Source organism: Stenotrophomonas sp. YJH_SMC_127, assembly GCF_059372445.1.
On sequence record NZ_JCAFVO010000002.1, the window covers coordinates 574087 to 595890 of the forward strand.

The following is a 21804-nucleotide window of genomic DNA, read 5'->3' on the forward strand; positions in this document are numbered from 1 at the left end:
GTCAGGCGGACGCATCGCGCATGCCTGCCGCGATCCGGTTGATATCCGCGCACTCGATCGTGGCCGGCGGGTTTTCTCTTCCGGCCAGGGCGATCATGGCCATGCCCAGCGCCAGGTTGCTGGTCATCAGCGAGGGCGCGAGCGCACCGGCCAGTTTCATCAACGGCGCGCCGCCCCAGTACAGGGGTTTCAACAGGGCATGCCGGGTACCTGTCCCCGGCACCGGCCGGACCCCGCCCGGACGCAGCATCACCGCGCGCAGCGGCAGCGCCTGCAACGCCCGCTCGGTCTCGCCCTTCACCCGCAGCGGCATCAGCCGGCTTTGCGGGTCCGCGCCTGCGCCGGAGACATACAGGAAGGACCCCTGCGGATTCACCGCAGCCCAGGCGCGGGCCACTGCCAGTGTGGTGTCCAGGGTCACGCGCCGGTACTCGGCCTCGGCAGTGCCAACCGGTGGCGCGCCGGCACAGTAGAAGCATGCGTCGTACCCGGCCAGTTCATCACGCTGCGCGTCGATGTGCAGGAAGTCCGGGACCACCCGTTCGCTGCCGGGTCCGCGCAGGCTGCCCGGGCGCCGCACCAGCGCGGTCAAGCCGGCAACCTGCGGCGAGCGCTGGCAGGCCAGGGCAACGCCCTGCCCCAACAGGCCTGCAGCGCCGGTCAGGAGAATCCGCAATGTCCGTGCCTGAGCCATGGCCAGGGCCGCGCTAGAGTTTCACGAACCGCTGGATCTTGCGCGCCAGCCACCCGCTGAACACCAGCGGTGCATCCAGCGCCGACACACAGATGCACGGCACCCCCGGCGCGGTCACCGGCTGATGCTCCACGTCTTCATCCAGGTCCGCCACGTCGCCGGGTGCGAACAGCCCCAGCGCATCGTTGTAGGAACCGCGCAGGATCTGGGTCAGCTCGCTGCGGCCATGGCTGTGCATGGGCAGGCATTTGCCCGGGGCGATCTTCAGCATGATCAGCGAAGGCATCTGCTCGGCACGGATGCAGTGCACGCCGGGTGCCATCCAGCGCCAACGCAACCCACTGAGCGATGCCCCGAAGTAGGGGTGCAGCGAGGCAGGCAGATGGTCCGGGTCGGCCTCGGGCCGCTCCTTCGGCACGGGACGCGCGGCCTGGTCCATGGCAATCGGCATTTCCGCAGCCAGCTGCATCAGCATGGCCTCGCGCAGCTGTTCGCGGCGTGGATCAGGCGCGGGCGGCTGGGTCTGCTCGAGCAGCACCGAGCCGATTGCCTCGGCCTCGCGCAGGCGCTGGCGGCAGTGCGGGCACTGCTCCAGATGCGTACCAGCGACCACGCTCAGTGGCGTGGGCAGCGCGCCTGCGGCATAGCTCATCAACGTCGATTCGTGCAGGTGGTGGCGCGGGTTCACAGCGCACCTCCCACTTTGGCCTGCAGCTGCAGGAACGCGCGCCGCAGATGCGACTTGACCGTGCCCAAGGGCATGCCGATCGCCTCGGCGATCTCGCTGTGGCTCTTGGCCTCGAAATAGGACATGCGCACCAAGCGCGCCTGCACGGCGGGCAGTTCGTTGATGCGCTGGCGCAGCCGGGCCTGGTCGGCAAACTGTTCGGCGCTGCTGCGTTCGATCACATCCAGGGTTGCTGCGTCCTCGACGGCTGCCTGCACCTGCATCCAGCTGCGCTCGCGGCGGATGCGGTCAATGTGCAGGTTACGGGCGATGCGATACAGCCATGTGCTCAGCGCACCCTGCGCGGGATCGAAGTCGGCCGCGCGCAGCCATAGCCGCAGCAGGCTCTCCTGCGCCAGTTCCTCGGCCACCGCGTCAGGCACGCCCAGGCCCCGCAGGTATACGCACAGCCGCGGCATGAAGTAATCATAGATCCGCATGAAACAGTCGCGGTCACGAAGCCGTGCCACGCCGTCCATGTCACCGGCCCAGTTCGTCGGCTCGCTGCTCGGCTGCTGGGAACTGGACACGATGCGTGCGGTATCGAAGTTGAGGGGGTTGCTGGCGGCGTCAGGGTACATCGGCGTTCGCGGCGGGCGGGTGAAGGTCTGTCCTCTGTACGCGCAGGGGCCGTGATTGGATGCAGCCGCTGCAGACGCATCCAACCGCCCATCCCCGCCGTATGACCTCAGCCCTCCTTTCCTGGATGAACGCGATGCGTACCGCCTGGCTGCTGCTGTGCCTGCCCCATATCGCGCTGGCCGCGCCCTGGCTGCGAAGCGAGGGGGTAGCAACGTCGTCGCGCGGCGACCTGCTCTACCGCGAGGTGCACTGGCGACGCGATGCGGCCGAGGGTGCCGAGCGCTGGGTGCTGTACCAATGCGCGGACGGGCGGCCTTTCGCCCGCAAGCACCTGCCGGCCAGCGCGGACCCACAGGCGCGCGGCTATACCCTGGAGGACCGGCGCAGCGGCCAGAAGGCCGACGTCGAGGCCGCCAGCGGCAGGGTCTCGATCGCGTGGAAGGAGGATGCCGGCAGCCCACCGGTGCAGCGCGAGCTCGACCTGCCGACCGGCGCGGTCATCGACGCAGGGTTCGACGCGGCGGTGCGCCTGCATTGGCAGGCGCTCATGCGCGGCGAGCGTGTGACCCTGCCCTTCCTGGTCCCAGCGCGGCAGCGCTACTTCCCGGTGCAGGTAAGGCGCATCGGCCCGCAGCGCTGGCAGGGGATCGATGCGCAGTCGATCGAGGTCAGCCTGGACACCTGGTACGGCGGCATCGCGCCACGCCTTGCGCTGGTATATGCCAGCGCTGACCAGCGCCTGCTGGAGTTCCGTGGCACCAGCAACCTGCGCGATCAACGCGGTGCCTATCCACAGGTGACGGTGCGCTTCATCGCCGCAGCGGCTGGTCGCCCCGCCAGCGAATGGCAGCAGGCCTGGGCGCAGCCGCTGACAGATCGCTGCACCGTTATGGCCAGGTGAAATCTAAATTTCCTGCCGCGCTCCGCATCCAGTGGGCCTTCTGCCGCGTAGAGGAAGACACGAAACCCGCCGAGATCCGCCATGGCCTCTGTAGCGCCCCTCCCCCGTCGACGCTGGCGCCTGCTGCGCACGCTGCAGCGCTGGTTCGATACCGGCAACGCCGCAGAGGCCACCGGCGAGCGGCCGGGGCGGATCGACTGGGTGCGCGCCGTGCCCTTCGTGCTGATGCACCTGGCCTGCATCGCAGTGATCTGGGTGGGCATCTCGTGGACAGCGGTGATCGTGGCTGCAGCACTCTATGCGGTGCGCATGTTCGCCATCACGGCGTTCTACCACCGCTACTTCTCGCATCGCACCTTCCAGGCATCGCGGCCGGTGCAGTTCGTGTTCGCGGTGATAGGCGCCTCCAGCGTACAGCGCGGGCCGCTGTGGTGGGCCGCCCACCATCGCCACCACCACCGTCACGCCGACCAGCCGCTGGACCCGCACTCCCCCCGTGAGGGCGGCTTCTGGCGCAGCCACATGGGCTGGTTCCTGACCCGCGAGGCCTTTGCCACCGACCTGTCGCGGGTGCCCGACCTGGCGCGCTACCCGGAGCTGCGCTGGCTGGACCGCTTCGATACGGCTGTGCCGGTACTGCTGGCCGCAGCGCTGTATGCACTGGGCGCCGGGTTGGAGCGCTGGGCGCCAGGCTTGCATACCTCCGGCTCGCAATTGCTGGTGTGGGGCTTCTTCATCTCCACGATCGTGCTGTTCCACGCCACGGTCACCATCAATTCGCTGGCCCATCGCTTCGGTCGCCGCCGCTTCGAGACCCGCGATGACAGCCGCAACAATCTCTGGCTGGCGCTGCTCACCTTCGGCGAAGGCTGGCACAACAACCACCACTTCTTCCCGGGCACCGTCCGCCAGGGCTTCCGCTGGTGGGAAGTGGACCTGACCTGGTATGGACTGCGCGCGATGGCGGCGCTTGGGCTGGTCAAAGGGCTCAAGCCGATTCCCGAGTGGGTGCTGGCCAAGGCGAGGTACTGACATGCGCATCGCGATCATCGGTTCGGGCATTGCCGGACTGGCCAGCGCCTGGTGGCTGGACGGCGAACACGACGTCACGCTGTTCGAGGCCAACGACTATCTGGGCGGCCATACCCACACCCACGACGTGCAGGTGGATGGCGTCCGCATGGCGGTGGACACCGGCTTCATCGTGTTCAATCCCCAGCACTACCCGCTGCTGACCGCACTGTTCGACGAGCTGGGCGTAGCCTCGCAGCCGACCACGATGAGCTTCTCGATGCACAGCGAGCGCAGCGGCGTGGAGTACAACGCCACCTCGCTGGATGGCCTGTTCTGCCAGCGCCGCAACCTGGTGTCGCCGCGGTTCTGGGGCATGCTGGCCGACCTGCGCCGGTTCTACCGCGATGCCCCCCTGTTGCTGGCAGAAGACGAGGGCCCAACGTTGGGGCAGTACCTGCGCAGCCAGCGCTACGGCGATGCCTTCATCGACGAGCACCTGCTGCCGATGGCCTCCGCGCTGTGGTCGTCCCCGACGGCCACGGTGATGGACTTCCCGGCGCGCTATCTGGCCCAGTTCATGGCCAACCACCAGATGCTGCAGATGACCGGGCGTGCACCCTGGCGGGTGGTGAGCGGTGGATCGGCCCGCTATGTCGACGCCCTGCGCGCCCGCTGGCGGGTGCATGAGCGGCTGGAGTGCCCGGTACAGTCGGTCGAGCGCATGCCGTGGGGCGCTCGCGTGCACAGCGCGGCCGGCGTGGAAGGCTTCGATGAGGTCATCCTGGCCTGCCACAGCGACCAGGCCCTGGCGCTGCTGCGTGACGCCGACCCCATCGAACGCGACGTGCTCGGCGCCATCCGCTACCAGGCCAACGAAGCGGTGCTGCACACCGACGCGTCATTGCTGCCGCGCAACCGCAAGGCGTGGGCGGCATGGAATGCCCATGTGCCCCGCGACCCTGCTGCGCCCTGCACGGTCAGCTACTGCATGAACCAGCTGCAGGGCCTGCCCGGCAGCACGCCCCTGGTGGTAACGCTCAACCGCAGCGAGGCAATCGACCCGGGCAAGGTGCTGCGCACCCTGCATTATGCGCACCCGGTGCACGACCATGCCGCAGTGCGCGCGCAACAGCGCTGGGCCGAGCTGCAGGGCCGCCGCCACACCTGGTTCGCAGGCGCCTATTGGGGCTGGGGCTTCCATGAGGACGGCATCCGCAGCGCCCGCCGCGTGGTCGATGCACTGCGCACCTGTGAACCGCACCACGTCATGGCGGCTCCCGGCGAGGTGGCCGCATGAGCGCCAGTGCGCTCTACTTCGGGCAGGTGGCGCACCGCAGGCACCTGCCACACCCGCATGCGTTCCGCTATCCGATCGCACAGCTGCTGCTCGACCTGGATGAACTCGACAGCGTGTTCGCCGGGCGCTGGCTGTGGTCGATCAATCGCCGCAATCTCGCCGAGTTCCGTCGCAGCGACTACTTCGGCGATCCCGCGCGGCCCTTGGCCGATGCAGTGCGCGACCACGCTGCATCAACCCTGGGCTACCGGCCCACCGGCCCGGTCCGCCTGCTCACCCATCTGCGCTTCGCCGGTCACGTGTTCAACCCGGTCAGCTTCTACTACTGCTACCGGGCCGATGGCAGCACGCTGGACTGCATCGTCGCCGAGATCACCAACACACCCTGGAAGGAACGGCACGCCTACGTGCTGCCGGTCGCAACGGCCACGCAGGAAGGCACCTCGCTGCGCTGGCGGTTCGACAAGTGCTTCCATGTCTCGCCCTTCATGCCGATGGATTGTCATTACGACTGGCGGTTCAACTGCCCTGATGAGGACCTGCGCGTGCACATGCAGGTCTGGCGCGACGGCGCGCGCCAGTTTGATGCCACCCAGGTCATGCAACGACACCCCCTGGATGGCCGCGGGCTGGCCCGCGTCCTGGCCTGCTATCCACTGATGACCACCCAGGTGGTGGCCGCCATCCACTGGCATGCGTTGCGGCTGTGGCTGAAACGCAATCCCGTACACGACCACCCTACCCTTGCCGAGAAACCGCGATGAATTCGATGATTCCTTCGGTCGCGCTGCCGCGCCCCGGCGCATTGGATGCCTTCCTGCGCCGCCGCCTGCTGGCCCAGCTCGCCCCGATGCGCGACGGCCGCCTGTGCGTGCGCGACGCGCTGGGCGAAGTCTGGTTGGGCGATGCCCGCGGTGAGCTGCATGTCACCGTCACCATCGAGGACCCGGCGTTCTATCGCAAGGTGGCGGCCCAAGGCAGCGTCGGCGCCGGCGAAAGCTACATCCATGGCGAATGGCGCTGTGACGACCTGGTCGCCCTGATACGGCTGCTGGTGCGCAACCGCGATCTGCTCGACAGCATGGAACACGGCCCGGCGCGCGTGGGAGGCTGGCTGCTGCGCGGCTGGAACCGCCTGCGCCGCAACAGCCGCGAAGGCAGCCGCCGCAACATCGCCGCGCACTACGACCTCGGCAACGACTTCTTCGCCCTGTTCCTGTCACCGGACCTGATGTACTCCTCGGCCCTGTTCGCCGAAGAGGGCGAGTCGCTGGAATCCGCCTCGCGGCGCAAGCTGGACCGCATCTGCCAGCAGTTGCAGCTCAAGCCGGGCGACCGCGTGGTGGAGATCGGTACCGGCTGGGGTGGTTTTGCGCTGCACGCGGCGCAGCACTACGGCTGCCACGTCACCACCACCACGATCTCCGCCGAGCAGCATGCACTGGCCGGCGAGCGCGTCCGCGTCGCCGGGCTGCAGGACAAGGTCACGCTGTTGATGCAGGACTACCGCGACCTGCAGGGCCAGTTCGACAAGCTGGTATCGATCGAGATGATCGAAGCCATCGGCGCCGAATACCTGGACACCTACATGGCAACGCTGCAGCGCCTGCTCAAGCCCGATGGTGTCGCCCTGCTGCAGGCCATCACCATCGAAGATCACCGCTACGAGCAGGCACGGCGCAGCGTCGACTACATCAAGCGCTATGTGTTTCCGGGCAGCTTCATTCCGTCGATCAACGCGATGGTGGCGGCCAAGACCCGATCCAGTGACCTGCAGCTGGTCGCCCAGCAGGATTTCGGCCACTCCTACGCACTGACCCTGCGCGCCTGGCGCCAACGCTTCCTTGCCCAGCTGCCCGCTGTGCAGGCACAGGGCTTTGATACGCGCTTCTGCCGGATGTGGGAGTTCTACCTGGCCTATTGCGAGGGCGGCTTCCTGGAGCGTTCGATCGGCGTTTCGCATCTGCTGCTGGCGCGCCCCGGGCATCGTCCCGCTGGCGCATCGGGTCAAGGCGGCTGAGGTGCGCCGGTTCTGGGCCAATCTGCTTGGCAACCAGCTGGTCTGGCTGTGCGCCGTGGCCGGCGCCGGGCGCGGCTGGCAATGGCCGGCGCTGCTGGCAGCGTCGCTCTACATCGGCAGCCAGCTGCTGACCTCGCCGCAACCTCGGCTGGATCTTCGGCTGATGCTGTTGGCGCTGGCCTGCGCGTGGCTGGTCGACGCCAGTGCCGCCGCCAGCGGCACCGTACGCTACGCCGCGGCCCCGCTGGGCTGGACGCCACCCCTTTGGATCATGGCGTTGTGGGCCGCGTTTGCGATGACGCTGACCACTTCGATGCGCTTCCTGCTTCGCCACCCTGCCCTGCCAGCCGCGTTCGGCCTGCTGCTGGCCCCGCTGGCCTATCTCTCCGCAGCGCGCGGTTTCGATGCGGTTCGATTCACTACGCCGCTGTGGCAAGGCCTGCTGGTACTGGGGGTGGGCTGGAGCATCGCGCTTTCGCTGCTGTGCATGGCCGCTCGTCGCGGCTCCCGCACCATCCCGCCGCCCTTGGCCGGAGCGCCGTCATGATCAATCTGGTGTGGGTACTGCTGTATGCCGTGCTGGTGATGAGCTGGGGCTGGGCCTGGCAGCGGCGCCACCGCAACATCGGCGTGGTCGATGTGCTCTGGGCCAAGGGCGTGGGTGCTTCGGCCCTGTTGCTGGCGTGGCTCGGCGATGGTGCGGCGGCGCCACGCATTGCACTGGGCGTGCTCGGTGGCCTGTGGGGCAGCCGACTGGCACTGCACCTGTGGCATCGGGTCCGCCACGAACAGGAAGACGGTCGCTACCGTTATCTGCGCGATTACTGGCAAGGGCATCAAGCCAAGATCTTCGGCTTCTTCATGGCCCAGGCACTGCTGGTCGTGCTGTTCGCCCTGCCCTTCGTCGCGGTGGCTGCCAATCCACAGACCAGCATGACGTTGTGGGTCGTGGCCGCCGCACTCGTCTGGCTGCTGAGCGTCGGCGGCGAGAGCCTGGCCGACCATCAGCTGGCCCGGTTCCGCGCGAATCCGGCAAACCAGGGTCGCACCTGCCGCGCCGGGCTCTGGCGTTACTCCCGCCACCCCAACTACTTCTTCGAGTGGCTGCACTGGTTCAGCTATGTCCTGCTCGCGGTCGGCTCGCCGCTGTGGTGGCTGGCGTGGTCCGGCCCGCTGCTGATGTATGTGTTCCTGCGCTACCTGAGCGGCATTCCGTTCACCGAAAAGCAGGCGCTGCGCAGCCGCGGCGACGATTACCGCGCCTACCAGCGCAGCACGCCGATGTTCTTCCCCTGGTTCCCTCGTCCTTCCAAGGAGCATTCCGCATGAGCGCGATTCCGTCACTGACCCCGGCCGACGACGCGGAAACCGGGCTGATCGCCTGGGCCGAACGCGGCCTGGTTCCCGATGCCGCGCTGCGCGCCGGCATCCGTCGCCTGTGCGCGCAACGCCTGCACGAGGAAATGCTGGGCGGTATCGAAGCACAGTCCGCACGCTTCGGCCGTCGCATCGCCGAGCTGGCCGACAGCCCGCTCGCGCTGCATACCGACGCGGCCAACCGCCAGCACTATGAGGTTCCGGCGGCCTTCTTCCAGGCCTGCCTGGGCAGGCGCCTGAAGTACAGCAGCTGCTACTACCCCACCGGGCGCGAAACGCTGGACCAGGCGGAGGACGCCATGCTGGAGCTGTACGGCCAGCGCGCCGGACTGGCCGATGGCCAGCAGATCCTCGAACTGGGCTGCGGCTGGGGTTCGCTGACCCTGTGGATGGCCGAGCGCTATCCCGCCGCCGCGATCACCGCCGTGTCCAATTCGCACAGCCAGCGCCAGCACATCATGGCGCAGTGCCAGGCCCGGGGGCTGCACAACGTCGAGGTGATCACCCGCGACGTCAACCAGCTCGAGCTGCCAACCGCACGCTTCGACCGCTGCGTCTCGGTGGAAATGTTCGAGCATGTGCGCAACTACGAGCGCCTGCTGGCGCGCATCAGCCAGTGGCTGAAGCCCGACGGCGCGCTGTTCGTGCACATCTTCGCCCACCGCACGCTGATGTACCCGTTCGAGACCGAGGGCGGCGACAACTGGATGGGCCGCCATTTCTTCACTGGTGGCCTGATGCCGGCGGCCGACACGCTGCTGCATTTCCAGCGCGACCTGCGGCTTGACCAGCGCTGGTTGCTGGACGGCACCCACTACCAGCGCACGGCCGACCACTGGCTGGCCAACCAGGATGCAGCACGCGAGGCGGTGATGCCGGTGCTGGTCGCGACCTACGGCCAGGCCGCCGCGAAGATCTGGTGGCAGCGCTGGCGCATGTTCTGGATGGCATGCGCCGAGCTGTTCGGCTACGACGACGGCCAGCAGTGGCTGGTCGCCCACTATCTGTTCCGCCCCCGTTGAGGTGTGACATGCGCATGCGCTCGCTGCTTCCCCTGCTGGCATTGAGCCTGTTTGGTTCCGGCTGCAGTTCCACCGATACCCGTCCCCTGCCCCGCCCGCCCTCAGTGGACGTGCCACGCTTCATGGGCGACTGGTATGTGATCGCCCACATCCCCTCATGGCCGGAGCGCGAAGCTTTCGACGCGGTGGAGAGCTACGCATTGAAGCCCGACGGGCGCATCCAGACCACGTTCACCTATCGCAAGGGCAGCTTCGACGCCCCCCAGAAGTCGATGCACCCTGTTGGACGGGTCGAGAAGGACGGCAACGGCGCCCTCTGGGGCATGCAGTTCATCTGGCCGATCCAGGCCGAGTATGTGATTGCCTGGCTGCGCGATGACTACGGCCAGACCATCGTCGCGCGCAGCAAGCGCGACTACGTGTGGTACATGGCACGCACGCCACAGGTGTCCGAGAGCGACTACCAGCAGGCCGTGCAGCGCATCGCGGCCATGGGTTACGACACCGCAAGGCTGAGGCGCGTGCCGCAGTCGGTGCGCTGAGCCATCGGTCATCCCCACGCAGCACCTGCTGACGGCAGGGCGTGTCGACATCTGCTTGCGCCGGATGTCGCATTCATCACCGCTGCGGCATTGTTCATCCGGCACGCGCGCAGCCGCTGCCGGACCCGTGCGTACAGCGACGCCGCCCCTGCCCTGCCTGCAGTAGCTGGCGCCGGGGCCGCGAACACTCAAGACTCGACCGCGGCGGCCGCTAATGGCCAATGCAGGGCTGTGCGCGCCGGCCACAATGGCCGACGAAGGGTGCATTCCGGTCGTGGCCGATTTCACAATGGAAGGAACAGGCAGTTGAAGGAAGAACGACGCAACACGTTGCAGGCCAGTCATCGCGCGATCCTCAGCTTCTGGCACAGGGTTGAGTTCTTCATACCCTACGATCTGCAGGGCCAGGTCCTTGAGTCGAAGGACGCGGACTGGAGCGTACGGCAGCTGTCCAGGGATCAGCTCGAGCGATTGGACCCAAAGGATCTGTGGTCCCCACCCCTGCCATTCGGTCGCAGGCTGAGCGGATTCGATGTCTACCTCGGCATATTCGACAAAGCCCAGCTGGCCGATATCACCCAGCGGGTACTGGCTGAGACGCCAAGCGGAGACGAGTCGCTGGAACAGGATGAACGGGCCGAACTGGAAGGCCTGACCTGCGCGGCCAGCCTGCGGGCAAGCGCCGAGGGCGTGCTGCAGTTGGGTGAAATCTCGGTATCGACCGTTCCGTGGGCACTGGGCACGATCTCCAGGCGTGGCTTGCAGGGCCTGGACTTCGACGCCTTCCAGGCAAGCCTTGAAGCACTCAAGCGCGACGTAGCAACGTTCCGCAGCGCCGCTGCCACCCCCGCCGGAGAGGGTGAGGGCCCAACGCCCTGCAGCCCCGACGACCTGTTGCGCCTGCTCGACATCCTGTGCAACTGGTCGGGTCATGACTCTTCCGCGGGCGACGCGTCCGCTCCGCTGCTGGTCATCCGGGCGAAAAGCGTTGAAGACAAGCCGAAGCCGGAACGGGCAGCAAAAGCCACACCCCCAGGGCCGGACAACGAGCCAACGGCGGAAGCGGACGACGCCGAGGACGACGAGGCCCAGCCCGAAGAGGACGCGGAGATCAGCATCCTCAACAGTTTCTTCGTCGAGGATATCGCGCGGGCCATCGGCGCACTCGACCAGGGCAAGGCCAGTGCGCCGCTACGTACCTACCTGAGCCCATTGCCTGAAAGCCGACGCGAAGACCTTTACACCCCAGAAGGCCATGCGCTGATTGCCGACCGGCTGCGCCCGCGCCACATCAATCGGGGCCACTGGCCCGGCGATCCTGCACACACGATGAGCCTGATGCAGCAGTTCGCTGTGAACAGCATCTTCGAGCAGGTGCGCGATTCAGGCATCTTCTCGGTCAATGGCCCGCCCGGAACAGGGAAGACCACGCTGTTGCGTGAGGTCTTCGCTGAGAACATCGTGCGGCGTGCACGTGCATTGTCACAGTACGCGACGCCAGCCGCTGCGCTCGGCCCAGCCCGCGAAGTGAACTTCGAAGGTGAGAAGCCGTGCAGGGTCTCGCCACTGAAGGCCGACCTGGCCGGCTTCGAGATGGTGGTCGCATCGTCGAACAATGCCGCCGTGGAGAATATTTCGCGTGACCTGCCGAAGAGCCGGTCACTGGGCAAGCCCGGAGGGTCGCGCTGGCGCAACAGCACAGGGGATGTGACCTTCGACTACCTGCGGCCACTGGCCCGCAACCTGCTCGAATGGAACGGCAGGGGCGCCTATGAACGACCGGCGGCAGACAGCGATGCCTGGGGGTTGATCAGCTGCGCGCTGGGCAGGAAGGCCAACCGCGAGGCACTTGTGCGGGCCATCAGCAGGAGCGCCCCAAAAGATGGCAAAACCCCCGCACCGAAGGGCTACGACCGCGCCCGCCACCAGTCGCTCTGGGAGTGGCGGGACAACCCAGCAGCCATGAGCTTCCAGCAGGCCAGGCAGGCGTTCGGCAAGGCCGATGCGATCGTCAATGGCCTGGTCGAAAAGCTTGATCGGCTCGCCTCGCTCAGCCGTGAGATCAGCGGCAACGATGAGGAGAGCTTCTGCCGGCAAACGACTTCTCAGCTTCGCGATGCACAGCGCGCGCATGAGGAAGCTGCACAGCAGTGCCGTGCACTCGAGGGCCAGCGCAGCAGATCCGATGAACAGCTCGCCCTGCTCAAGGCGCAACGCATCCTGCTCAGGGAAGAGAAGCCTGGCTGGTGGGCCCGCATCTTCGACCGGCAGCGCGCGCACAGCCATGCGGCCGCAATGGTGCAGAACGCAGATCATCAGCACCGATGGACCCAGCGCGGGCTCGAACTCGGGACGCAATGTGATACGGCGCAACAGCACCTGGGCCGAACCGCGAGCACCCAGGCCGAGGCATCGGCCGCCGCGCAGGCACGGGCGCAGCAATGGGCTGGAATGACGCAACAGCTCGAACAACTGAAAGCCGAATTCGGCACCGCGTCCCATCCCGCCGACGCGGCCGAACTGGAAGATCAGGACTGGCAGATCAAGGGAGTCTGGAACAGCGAGCAGCTCAACGAGCAGCGCGCCAATCTCTTCGTGGCGGCACTGCAGCTTCACCAGGCCTGGCTGCACGAAGTGGTGCAGAAGGGCGGCGGCTTCGCCCAGAACGTCATTGCACTGTGCCACCTGCTGAGTGGCAAGCGGCTGCAGGAGCCACGCGATGCGCTGGCCATCTGGCAGAGCCTGTTCATGATCGTGCCGGTTGTCTCCAGCACGTTCGCCTCGGTCGCACGCCAGTTCCGACATCTGGGGCCGGACTCGATCGGCTGGCTGTTCATCGATGAAGCTGGCCAGGCCGTGCCGCAGGCGGCAGTCGGTGCACTGCTGCGCTCCAGGCGCGCGGTCGTGGTGGGTGATCCGCTGCAGATCGAGCCGGTGTTCACCGTGCCGGTCAAGCTGCTGCAGGCGCTGGGCCGAACCAGCGCACTGCCCGCAGGCGTGAACGTCTCGCCCGACAAGACCTCCGTACAGGTACTGGCCGACGAGGCCAACCCGCTCGGTGCCCGCATGGAGTCCGGCGGCTCGCCGCTCTGGATCGGCAGTCCGCTGCGCGTGCATCGTCGCTGCGTCGAACCGATGTTCTCCATTGCCAACACGATTGCCTACGAGGGGAAGATGATCTTCTCCAACCCCTGGGAACCCAGTGCGGCGCGGCCACCCGCCGACAGCCTGGACATCGGCAGCAGCGCCTGGGTACACGCCCCCGGCCGCACCAGCGACAAGCAGGTCGTGCCGTGCCAGATCGACCTGGTGCAGCAGGCGTTGGCCGCGCTCTACCACAGCACCGGAAGCCTTCCCCCGGTCTACATCATTTCGCCCTTCAAGCGCATCAAGAATGCCCTGCTCGAGCGACTGCGGAGCCAGGACGCCTGGCTTGGCCCGGATGCCCCACCCGGCACGCAGGCGCCACGCACCACCGAACTGCGCACGTGGTGCAGGGAGCGCGTCGGCACCGTGCACACCTTCCAGGGCAAGGAGGAAAGCATTGTCTGGATGGTCCTGGGCTGCGACACGGACACGGTGGGCGCGGCGCACTGGGCCTCCAGCAAGCCCAATCTGCTCAACGTCGCCGTCACCCGTGCCCAGCACCGCTGCTTCCTGATCGGAGACACCGCACTCTGGGGCGGCCTGCGCCACTTCTCAGACGCCCATGCCAAACAGTTGCCCCGCATCACCCCGGCGCAGTTCCTGGGTCGCATGTCGATCCCCCGCGTGCAGACTCGATAGCCCTGCCCTGACGGCGTCAACGACTCAGGTCAGGGGCGCAGGGTCACGCCAGCGTGACGCGTCACATTAATGGTTCCGGCAGCCACGACGGGACGCCTGCAGCACCCCATCCATTTACGTCACGAATGCGTAAGCCCCGGCCGATCAACTGCATCCATCGATCTTTAGGAATAGTCGTAAAAACGCAACGAATTCGATGTTCGACGCGACAGCGGCGCCAGAATGGCGGCCACGCCCATGGGCGCCGACCACCTCCCGCGCATGAATGGATTTCCTGCACCGCGTCGGCTTCGCCTGGCGCTCCTGGACGATCACGAAGTCGTCCGTCGCGGCACCGCCCTGCACCTGTCAGGCGATCTCCGCTTCGACATCGTCGCCAGCCACAGTTGCAGCAACGAACTGCTCTGCAGCCTGCAACGCACACCAGTGGATGTGGCCATCATCGATCTCACGCTTGCCCGTGACGACCTGGGTAGCCTCGAGCTGGTTGCGCTGCTCCGCCGGGAATTCCCGCGCACGCCATTGCTGGCCTTCGCCACGCTCTGCCCCACCACCAACCTCAACAGCCTGATCGATGCCGGACTCAACGGATTCGTCAGCAAGGCCGAACCGCTTGCTGCATTGTCCGACGCCATCGTACGTGTTTCCCAGGGCCTGACCCGGGTTCCACCGGACGTCAGGCTGGCCGGCGACCGCGGCGAGCTCAGCCGCAACGAGCGCGAAGTGCTGGGCCTGCTGCTGGAAGGCTTGACGGTCTCCGAGATCGCATTGCGGCGGCACCGCAGCATCAAGACTGTCAGCACGCAGAAGGTTGCTGTGCTGCGCAAGCTGGGATTGCGCAGCGACGTGGAAATCTACGCACTGCGCGAACGACTGGAGACACCGTGAGGCGCCAGCCGCCGTTGCGCCGCCGCTTCCTGTCCACGGGCTGCTGGCGCTCCTTCTCCTGCCGGCTGCCTCGGCCGAAGATATCCGCTCGCCACGCTGGCTGCCGGGCAGCACTGTACGGGTCGCCACGACTCCCTCCCTGCGCCCCCTGCCCGCGGCCCTGGCCGATCCGTCATCACCGCCAACGCTCGCCCATGGCTATGCCAACCTGGTGGCGCGGCACGCCCAATTCCGTTTCCTGGAACACCCCTACCCGACAACCGCCGCATCGATCCTCGCTGTATGCCATCACGAGGCTGACCTGGTCATGGTGTTTGGCGGCGCAAGGCACCAGGCGCTGCCCTGCCCCGGCCTTGCCGCGTCCACCCCGTTCCGTGGCGGCGCCACCCTGTTGGCCGGACGCGCCGGCGAGTGGCTGCCACGGGAGATGCGCGAACTCGACGGCCGGGTCATCGCCGTCGTTGAAGGCGGGCCCTACGCCAGCTGGCTGCACGCGCATCACCCGCAGGTCCGGCTGCGGCAGCTGCCAGACCGGCATGCAGCACTGGCGGCAGTCGAAGCCGGCCTGGCGGACGTGGCGATTGGCCTGGAGCCCACGCTGCGCCCCCTGGTTCGACGCCATTTCAATGGCAGCCTGCGCCTGCAGCCGTTCGATAGCGGTTTCTCCACCGACCTTTACCTGCTGGTTCGCCGGGAAGACCAGCAACTGCTTGGGCGCATCGAACAGGCATTGCGGGAGATCACACTGGAAGAGCACGCAGGCCTGCTCCACCTATGGGCAGGCCAGACCCTGCCTGCCGCGGCCGGGAATGCACTGGACTGGATGCAGGCGTCGCCCCCGCGCGGGTGGCTGCTGCTGGCCCCACTGCTGATTGCCCTGCCGCTGCTGTGGCTCGCAATGCGCCACCTGCGGGCGCGCGGTGACCGAAGCAGCGCGCATGCCATCGGCGTGATCAGCCACGAGATGCGCAACTCGGCGCAGGCCGTGCTGACCTCGATCGAGCTGCTGGGGCAATCGACATTGCCCAAGGGCGAGCGTGACCTGCTCGCCGCTGCCAGCAGCGCCAGCCAATCCCTGCGCAGCCTGTTGAATCGCGCACTGGATTTTTCGCGCCTTGCGAGCGGCGCTTTCAAGCCGCATGCGCAACCCTGCGATGCAACCCAGCTGTGCCGGCAGGCTCTGGAGGCGATCCGGCCACAGGCCCAGCGGAAAGGCCTGCAGCTGCATCTCGATGCCCAGGGCGCATCCCCGTCGAACATCCTGGTGGACGCCGATGCGCTACGCCAGATTGCCAGCAATCTATTGGCGAACGCAGTGAAGTTCAGCGATTCCGGCCGCATCGAGCTGCGCCTGCAACTGATGCCGGCGGCGCGTCCGCGGGCGCTGCTGCTGGAGGTGATCGACAGCGGCATCGGCATCGCGCCGGCGCAGGTAGCCACCCTGTTCCAGCCTTTCCAGCAAGGCAGCAGCGGACAGCGGCGTGGCGGAAGTGGGCTGGGGCTTTCCATCGCGCGCGAGCTGGCCCGCGCAATGGGCGGCGACCTCACCGTGCACAGCGTGCTGGGCCGTGGCAGTCGCTTCATCCTGCGCCTGCCGGTGTGCCCGGCTGGCACCGGCGTGGATGCCCAGGACATGCCCGTGGGCGATACGCCACTGGCCGGACTGCACCTGCTGCTGGTCGAGGACCACGAGCTCAATCGCCACGTGATCGCCGAACAGCTGCGGCGCTGGGGCGCAGAAGTATGCGCCGTGAAAGATGCGGCCAGTGCCCTGGCCGAACAGGCACGGCAGCCCCGCTCCGTTGCTCTGATCGACATTGGGTTGCCTGGCGCCGATGGTCACGTGCTGGCGCGCGAGCTGCGCGGGTCTGCCGGGCGCACCGTTCGCCTGATCGCATTGTCTGCCCGCACCGGACGGCGTCATCGCGCACGCTGCCACCGCTCGGGCTTCGACGCGGTGCTGGCCAAGCCGCTGCGCGCCGCCCAGCTGCTGCCTGCGCTCGGCATTGCGCGACCAGAGGGCCCGTGCGCAGCCGCGCAGACGATTGACATGGACGCGGCCTACATCGCCGACATCCACGATGAGCTCGGCAACATGGAGCGGGTTATTGATCGAGCGGATGCATCGGCACTGGGCCATCACGCGCACCGATTGCAGGGCACGCTGCAGATGCTGGGCCAATGCGAGCATGCGGCCATCGCGGCGGAGCTGGTCGACCTGGCGCATGACGCCGCGCCGGACTGGGCCGATGCGCGGCGCCTGCTGGACGTGCTGAAGGCCGGACAGGGCTCCCGCCCAGCGGGAACCCTGCCAATGCCTTGATCAGGCGGCCAGGCGCTCGACCTGGCGACGGGTCAGGTCATTGAAGCGACCCAGCGACATCAGGTGCTGGTGGATCAGTGCCAGCCAGCCGCTGCGGTGCCACTCGACCACGGTGGCTTCCGGCAGCGCAACGAACTTCTCGACGTCCACCACCAGGAAGCCATTGAGGTTGAACTCGCGGCCATCCGGGGTACGCACGGTGGCGTTGCGCTCGACCAGCAGGCCGTTGTCGGTCAGGGCCTTGGAGAAGGCCAAGGTCTGTTCGTGCTCGCGGGTGTACTGGCCGCAGAACTCCAGCGCCTGCTGCACCATTTCGGTGGCCTTGCCGTCAACGAACAGCGGCTGGCCTTCCTCGCCGCCCTTGACCACGCGCGGGCTTTCTTCGTCGATGCCCAGCAGGAAGTCATTCTCCGCGCCGGTGTCGATGAAGATGAAGGGGTGGCGGCGCAGGTAGGCCGGAATATAGGCCTCGTCTTCCCACAGGCCGTCCTTGATGAACAGGTTCTGGTCGGACACGCCGACGGCAGCCATCGGAACCGCACCGGGGCCGGCGAACAGGATCGGGAAATGATGCAGCGCCAGCGAGAACTCGCCCAGCACCAGCGGAATGGCGTTGTTGCCGGCGGCGAACTCGAGCTTGCCCGGCAGGATGCGCAGATCGGCGTGCACATCGGCCTGCAGCGGCACCGGACGGGTATAGAACAGGGGAGCGCCGCTCGGCGCCGCTTCGGTGGTGGTGTCGCTGGTGGTGGTCATCTTGGGAACCGTTCGATCATGCGCGCCTGCCATCCCGGGCACGCCAGCGGGAACAACCTGAATCCCGCATTATCAACAAGCTCGATGACAACGGCCACCCCGCCAGCGAACTATTTCAGCTGCAGGGGGTAGCGCTGCCAGAGCACGTGGACCAGGAACCCGGCCAGTTCGGTGTCGCGCGCGCTCACCGCTGCACGGATCTTGTCCAGCAGCACCATGTCGCTGCAGGAGCGCACATCGGCGTGGTTGGCCTGCCCTGCCCGGCGCGCACGATAGCGTGCGGCCCGCTGCGCATCGCTCATCGCATACCCGAACTTGGGCGGACGACCGCGCTTGCGCGGCAGGGTCAGCTCCAGGGTTCCGGGGTCTTTGTCATCACGCATGAGAGGGGTGCGGGCGGCGGCGAGCAACGGGGGGTGCGCAATTTATCGTGAGGCATCACTTTAATCCAGCTTTTTCTGCAGTTTTGTTGCATCGCAATGCAAAAAAACGCATCGCGAGGGCCCCATCCACGCATGGCGTGGATCTAGTGCAGCGCTCGCGACCCGATCACCCGGTAGATCCACGCCATGCATGGATGCGGCAACCCGAACCCACAAGAAAGGGAGCCCGCGAACGGGCTCCCCTCACCTTCTTCATGCAGCGCGCACCGGCTCGTAGCCATGCAGGTGCGCCTCGCTGCTGGCCCGCCCCTGGCTGAGCGAACGCAGCGAGGTGGTATAGCCCACCAGCTGCGCCAGCGGTGCGAAGCCACTGACCTCGGCGCGACCATCCTGATCGTCGATGCGGGCAATGCGACCATGGCGGCGGTTGAGGTCGCCGACCACATCACCCACCGACGCTGACGGCGAATGCACCGTCACCGCCATCACCGGCTCCAGCAGCTGCGTGCCGCCTTCGGCCAGCGCCGCCTTGATCGCCTCGGCGCCTGCGCGATGGAACGCCATCTCCGAGGAGTCCTTGGCATGGGTCTGGCCATCGACAAGACTGACCTCGATGCCGACCACCGGATGGCCCTGGGGGCCTTCCGACAGCGCAGCACGCACGCCCTTCTCCACCGCCGCGATGAAGCTGCGCGGCACCACGCCACCGACGATGCGGTCGTTGAATACGACCTGGTCGTCCTCGCGCGGCGATACATCCAGCACCACGTGCGCGAACTGGCCCTGGCCGCCGGTCTGCTTGACCAGCCGCCCGACGACGCCGGTCATCGCACGCGTCGGCGTCTCCTGGTAGGCCACGCGCGGCGCACCTACGCCTACGTCGACCTTCCATTCGCTGCGCAGGCGCTCGACCATCACCTCCAGGTGCAGTTCGCCCATGCCCCAGACCAGGGTCTCCGCCGTGTCGCGATCGGTTTCGACGCGGAACGAGGGATCTTCCTGGGCCAGGCTGGCCAAACCCTGTGCCATCCGGATCAGGTCGGCCGCACGCGCCGGCTCCAACCGCCACGCCAGCACCGGTGCCTGTGCCTGGATGTTCTCCAGGCGCAGCGGCTGCGCACGACCGCTCAGCGTTTCACCACTGACCGCATCCTTCCAGCCCAGCACTGCAACGATGTCACCGGCCACGGCCTGTTCGATGTCGTGGGTCTGGTCGGCCTGCACCCGCACCAGGCGACTGACACGCCGCCCCTGCGGATGCTGCGAACTGGCCACCGCATCACCCACCTTCAAGGTGCCCGAGTACAGCCGCACGAAGCTCAACGCGCCGTGCTGCTGGTGGGTGATCTTGAACAGCAGGCCGGCCAGCGGACCGTCCGGGTCCGGCGGCAGCACGACCTCGCCCTCATCGCTTTCGGCGCTAACGGCAGGGCGATCCAGCGGCGACGGCAGGTAATCGACCACGGCGTCCAGCAGCGTCTCGATACCCTTGTCCTTGAACGCAGCACCGGCCAGCACGGGCACGCCCGCACCCGCCAGCGTCGCCCGGCGGATCGCCGCGCGCAGCTGCCCGGCATCGATCACGCGACCTTCCAGCCAGGCATCGGCCAGTTGCTCATCGTGATCGGCCACGGCCTCGACCAGCGCATCGCGTTGGGCTTGCCACTGGGCCCGCGCCGCTTGGTCCCACGGGGTCACCGTGGTTGCGGCACCATCCTGCCACTGCAGCACGCGCTCATCGACCAGATCGACCCAGCCGTGGAAGCCACTTTCGCTGCCCAACGGCACGCCCAGCGCCCAGGGCCGCGCCCGCAGTTTGTCCTGCAGCTGCTCCAGCACGCGCTCGAATGAAGCGCCGACGCGGTCCATCTTGTTGACGAAAGCGATCAGCGGCACGCGATGGCGACGCGCCTGGCGCCACACCGTCTCGGACTGCGGCTGCACGCCGTCCACGGCCGAGAACACGGCCACGGCGCCGTCGAGCACCCGCAGCGAACGCTCGACCTCGATGGCGAAGTCGATGTGGCCAGGGGTGTCGATCAGGGTCAGCCGATGCGGCGGCAGGTCGCGCGGCGCCCACTGCGCCTGCACGGCGGCCGCGCCAATGGTGATGCCACGTTCGCGCTCGATCGCCGAGAAGTCGGTGGTCGCGTTGCCGTCGTGTACTTCGCCGACGCGGTGGATCTCGCCGCTTTTCCACAGCAGGCGTTCGGTCAGCGTGGTCTTGCCGGCGTCGATGTGGGCAATGATGCCAAGGTTGCGACGGCGGGAAAGGACTTGGGTGTTCATGAGAAAGGTTCCTGCAAAGCCAACTTCGGGGGCCGCGCCCCCCGGTTGGCGACAGGGTGCGCGGCTAGCGTTCGGTCTCGGCGATCTGGTGCATGGCACGTTCTCCTTTGCAGTACTGGGTAGCGTCGGCTGGGTAGAGTCGACTGGGTAGAGTCGACTGTTAGTCGACTAACAAAAACAAAAAGAGCGCCCCGGAGGGCGCTCTGTCGAAGGTCCAGCGATGGCCGCTTCAACGGCCTCGTGGGGCTCCAGGCAGACACGCCCGTTCCGCGCTTGCGCGGGTCAGGGTGAAAAACTTCAGGAGCGGCATCCGGTTCATGGGGCGCATTGTAGACCTGCCAATCTGGTGCGCAAGTGAATATTGCACACACAGATGGAACGATGAGGCCGGCGGGCATCAGGGTCGGATCCCTTTGCAACGGCAAAGGGATCTGACCCCTCTCAGCCTTTACTTGCAGCCGTGCAGCGTGCGCGCCTCGGCCACGGTCGCCGCCTGGTCATCACCCATCGACATCCACCCCTTCAGCGACGTCGCCGGGTCAATGTGCGGCAGCTGCGGGCCACCATGGATCAGCACCTCGGTCCAGCTCCCCACCGGCGCCAGTTCGGACAGGCGTGCCGCCTGGTCATCCTCGGTGCTGAACGTGTCGTCCGGGCTCGCCGGGGGCGTCGTGTTCACGGTCTCGGTCTTGCGGGAATGCACACGCAGCGCGCCGCCCGGCATGCGCTGGGTGGTGACGTCGTAGCGCTCGATACCGTACGCCCAATGGCTTTCGCCAATGCTGCGGGTCTCGCTTCCGTCATCCGCCACAGCCACCATCTCGCCCGCCGGCCCGACCACGCCCGCGACAGCACCCAGGCCGGACATCAGCGCCTGGTAGACGATCATCTGCCGCTGCTCGGTGCTCAACGCAGCGGCCTTGAGCTTGGCAGGGGGAATCTGCAGGTATGCCGCCTCCTTGCAAAGCACCAGCACCCGCTGGTCATCCCAACTCACGGACATTTCCTCGCTGGCGAAGTACTGCGTCCGGATGGACGCAACAGGGGAACCCGCGCCAGCGGAATGCCGTATCTCGATCAGCGAGGCATTCTCCGCCGCATCGGTCAGCGAAACCGGAGAGGTGGAAGCCGCAGTCGCAGCGCCTGAGAAGCCAACCAACACGGCCAGCAGCGTGCCGCGCGAAATGCTACAGATCATTGCAT

19 protein-coding genes are annotated in these 21804 nt (G+C 67.2%); 12 read left to right on the forward strand and 7 right to left on the reverse strand.

The window, feature by feature from the left end:
- Position 1 precedes the first annotated feature (1 nt).
- Genes AC5QAB_RS07945 through AC5QAB_RS07955 form a run of 3 tightly spaced genes read right to left on the reverse strand, consistent with a single transcriptional unit; the run spans position 2 to position 2002 of the window.
- The gene (locus tag AC5QAB_RS07945; protein ID WP_495233319.1) at positions 2-694 is read right to left on the reverse strand and encodes a Rossmann-fold NAD(P)-binding domain-containing protein; all 693 of its coding nucleotides are present in this window, start codon (positions 692-694) and stop codon (positions 2-4) included.
- Positions 695-707: 13 nt separating this feature from the next.
- Positions 708-1382: a ChrR family anti-sigma-E factor gene (locus AC5QAB_RS07950; protein WP_049405290.1), complete on the reverse strand. Its 675-nt coding sequence runs from the start codon at positions 1380-1382 to the stop codon at positions 708-710.
- Positions 1379-2002 carry a sigma-70 family RNA polymerase sigma factor gene (locus tag AC5QAB_RS07955; RefSeq protein WP_014647131.1) on the reverse strand — a complete coding sequence of 208 codons (624 nt, stop codon included), beginning with the start codon at positions 2000-2002 and terminating at the stop codon, positions 1379-1381. The genes AC5QAB_RS07950 and AC5QAB_RS07955 overlap by 4 nt, the downstream gene beginning before the upstream one ends.
- A 134-nt stretch (positions 2003-2136) precedes the next feature.
- Between AC5QAB_RS07955 and AC5QAB_RS07960 the strand changes: the two genes are divergently transcribed.
- From AC5QAB_RS07960 to AC5QAB_RS08015, 12 genes are all read left to right on the forward strand, one after another.
- Positions 2137-2904: a hypothetical protein gene (locus tag AC5QAB_RS07960; protein WP_495233320.1), complete on the forward strand. Its 768-nt coding sequence runs from the start codon at positions 2137-2139 to the stop codon at positions 2902-2904.
- Positions 2905-2985: 81 nt separating this feature from the next.
- Entirely contained in the window at positions 2986-3936 is a 951-nt protein-coding gene (locus tag AC5QAB_RS07965; RefSeq protein WP_014647129.1) for an acyl-CoA desaturase, read from the forward strand.
- Position 3937: 1 nt separating this feature from the next.
- Positions 3938-5215 carry an NAD(P)/FAD-dependent oxidoreductase gene (locus tag AC5QAB_RS07970; protein ID WP_049439856.1) on the forward strand — a complete coding sequence of 426 codons (1278 nt, stop codon included), beginning with the start codon at positions 3938-3940 and terminating at the stop codon, positions 5213-5215.
- Entirely contained in the window at positions 5212-5979 is a 768-nt protein-coding gene (locus AC5QAB_RS07975; protein ID WP_014647127.1) for a DUF1365 domain-containing protein, read from the forward strand. The genes AC5QAB_RS07970 and AC5QAB_RS07975 overlap by 4 nt, the downstream gene beginning before the upstream one ends.
- Positions 5976-7235, forward strand: a complete 1260-nt coding sequence (locus AC5QAB_RS07980; protein WP_478440448.1) for a class I SAM-dependent methyltransferase — start codon at positions 5976-5978, stop codon at positions 7233-7235. Before AC5QAB_RS07975 ends, AC5QAB_RS07980 begins: the two co-directional genes overlap by 4 nt.
- 1 nt (position 7236) lies before the next feature.
- Complete coding sequence (locus AC5QAB_RS07985; protein ID WP_014647125.1) at positions 7237-7782, forward strand: DUF2878 domain-containing protein; 546 nt, start codon at positions 7237-7239, stop codon at positions 7780-7782.
- Positions 7779-8564, forward strand: coding sequence for a DUF1295 domain-containing protein (locus AC5QAB_RS07990; RefSeq protein ID WP_100450031.1), 786 nt, complete (start codon positions 7779-7781; stop codon positions 8562-8564). Before AC5QAB_RS07985 ends, AC5QAB_RS07990 begins: the two co-directional genes overlap by 4 nt.
- Complete coding sequence (locus tag AC5QAB_RS07995) at positions 8561-9634, forward strand: SAM-dependent methyltransferase (RefSeq protein ID WP_241883850.1); 1074 nt, start codon at positions 8561-8563, stop codon at positions 9632-9634. Before AC5QAB_RS07990 ends, AC5QAB_RS07995 begins: the two co-directional genes overlap by 4 nt.
- Positions 9635-9642: 8 nt before the next feature.
- Positions 9643-10176, forward strand: a complete 534-nt coding sequence (locus AC5QAB_RS08000; protein WP_049405275.1) for a lipocalin family protein — start codon at positions 9643-9645, stop codon at positions 10174-10176.
- Between the two features lie 306 nt (positions 10177-10482).
- Entirely contained in the window at positions 10483-13962 is a 3480-nt protein-coding gene (locus tag AC5QAB_RS08005; RefSeq protein ID WP_197561084.1) for an AAA domain-containing protein, read from the forward strand.
- Between the two features lie 237 nt (positions 13963-14199).
- The gene (locus AC5QAB_RS08010) at positions 14200-14850 is read left to right on the forward strand and encodes a response regulator transcription factor (protein ID WP_237760644.1); all 651 of its coding nucleotides are present in this window, start codon (positions 14200-14202) and stop codon (positions 14848-14850) included.
- Positions 14774-17173, forward strand: coding sequence for an ATP-binding protein (locus tag AC5QAB_RS08015; RefSeq protein ID WP_495233321.1), 2400 nt, complete (start codon positions 14774-14776; stop codon positions 17171-17173). Before AC5QAB_RS08010 ends, AC5QAB_RS08015 begins: the two co-directional genes overlap by 77 nt.
- Here AC5QAB_RS08015 and AC5QAB_RS08020 read toward each other — a convergent pair whose 3' ends face one another.
- From AC5QAB_RS08020 to AC5QAB_RS08035, 4 genes are all read right to left on the reverse strand, one after another.
- Positions 17174-17929 (reverse strand): SapC family protein, encoded by a 756-nt coding sequence (locus AC5QAB_RS08020; RefSeq protein ID WP_032961063.1) that lies wholly within the window; start codon positions 17927-17929, stop codon positions 17174-17176.
- Between the two features lie 110 nt (positions 17930-18039).
- Positions 18040-18312 carry a hypothetical protein gene (locus AC5QAB_RS08025; RefSeq protein ID WP_005409616.1) on the reverse strand — a complete coding sequence of 91 codons (273 nt, stop codon included), beginning with the start codon at positions 18310-18312 and terminating at the stop codon, positions 18040-18042.
- 252 nt (positions 18313-18564) lie between these two features.
- A complete protein-coding gene (gene fusA / locus AC5QAB_RS08030; protein WP_049403886.1) occupies positions 18565-20601 on the reverse strand; it encodes an elongation factor G in 2037 nt (678 codons plus the stop codon).
- A 448-nt stretch (positions 20602-21049) separates the two neighbouring features.
- Positions 21050-21799 (reverse strand): hypothetical protein, encoded by a 750-nt coding sequence (locus tag AC5QAB_RS08035; protein ID WP_414934430.1) that lies wholly within the window; start codon positions 21797-21799, stop codon positions 21050-21052.
- Between the last annotated feature and the right edge of the window lie 5 nt (positions 21800-21804).

Bases quoted from the DNA above. Each gene is read 5' to 3' on its own strand.
- AC5QAB_RS07990 (WP_100450031.1), top strand. From the start codon at position 7,779: ATGATCAATCTGGTGTGGGTACTGCTGTATGCCGTGCTGGTGATGAGC.
- fusA (WP_049403886.1), bottom strand. From the start codon at position 20,601: ATGAACACCCAAGTCCTTTCCCGCCGTCGCAACCTTGGCATCATTGCC.
- AC5QAB_RS07965 (WP_014647129.1), top strand. From the start codon at position 2,986: ATGGCCTCTGTAGCGCCCCTCCCCCGTCGACGCTGGCGCCTGCTGCGC.
- AC5QAB_RS08025 (WP_005409616.1), bottom strand. From the start codon at position 18,312: ATGCGTGATGACAAAGACCCCGGAACCCTGGAGCTGACCCTGCCGCGC.
- AC5QAB_RS08000 (WP_049405275.1), top strand. From the start codon at position 9,643: ATGCGCATGCGCTCGCTGCTTCCCCTGCTGGCATTGAGCCTGTTTGGT.
- AC5QAB_RS07960 (WP_495233320.1), top strand. From the start codon at position 2,137: ATGCGTACCGCCTGGCTGCTGCTGTGCCTGCCCCATATCGCGCTGGCC.
- AC5QAB_RS07955 (WP_014647131.1), bottom strand. From the start codon at position 2,002: ATGTACCCTGACGCCGCCAGCAACCCCCTCAACTTCGATACCGCACGC.
- AC5QAB_RS07980 (WP_478440448.1), top strand. From the start codon at position 5,976: ATGAATTCGATGATTCCTTCGGTCGCGCTGCCGCGCCCCGGCGCATTG.
- AC5QAB_RS08010 (WP_237760644.1), top strand. From the start codon at position 14,200: ATGGGCGCCGACCACCTCCCGCGCATGAATGGATTTCCTGCACCGCGT.
- AC5QAB_RS07945 (WP_495233319.1), bottom strand. From the start codon at position 694: ATGGCTCAGGCACGGACATTGCGGATTCTCCTGACCGGCGCTGCAGGC.
- AC5QAB_RS07970 (WP_049439856.1), top strand. From the start codon at position 3,938: ATGCGCATCGCGATCATCGGTTCGGGCATTGCCGGACTGGCCAGCGCC.
- AC5QAB_RS07975 (WP_014647127.1), top strand. From the start codon at position 5,212: ATGAGCGCCAGTGCGCTCTACTTCGGGCAGGTGGCGCACCGCAGGCAC.
- AC5QAB_RS08020 (WP_032961063.1), bottom strand. From the start codon at position 17,929: ATGACCACCACCAGCGACACCACCACCGAAGCGGCGCCGAGCGGCGCT.
- AC5QAB_RS08035 (WP_414934430.1), bottom strand. From the start codon at position 21,799: ATGATCTGTAGCATTTCGCGCGGCACGCTGCTGGCCGTGTTGGTTGGC.
- AC5QAB_RS07995 (WP_241883850.1), top strand. From the start codon at position 8,561: ATGAGCGCGATTCCGTCACTGACCCCGGCCGACGACGCGGAAACCGGG.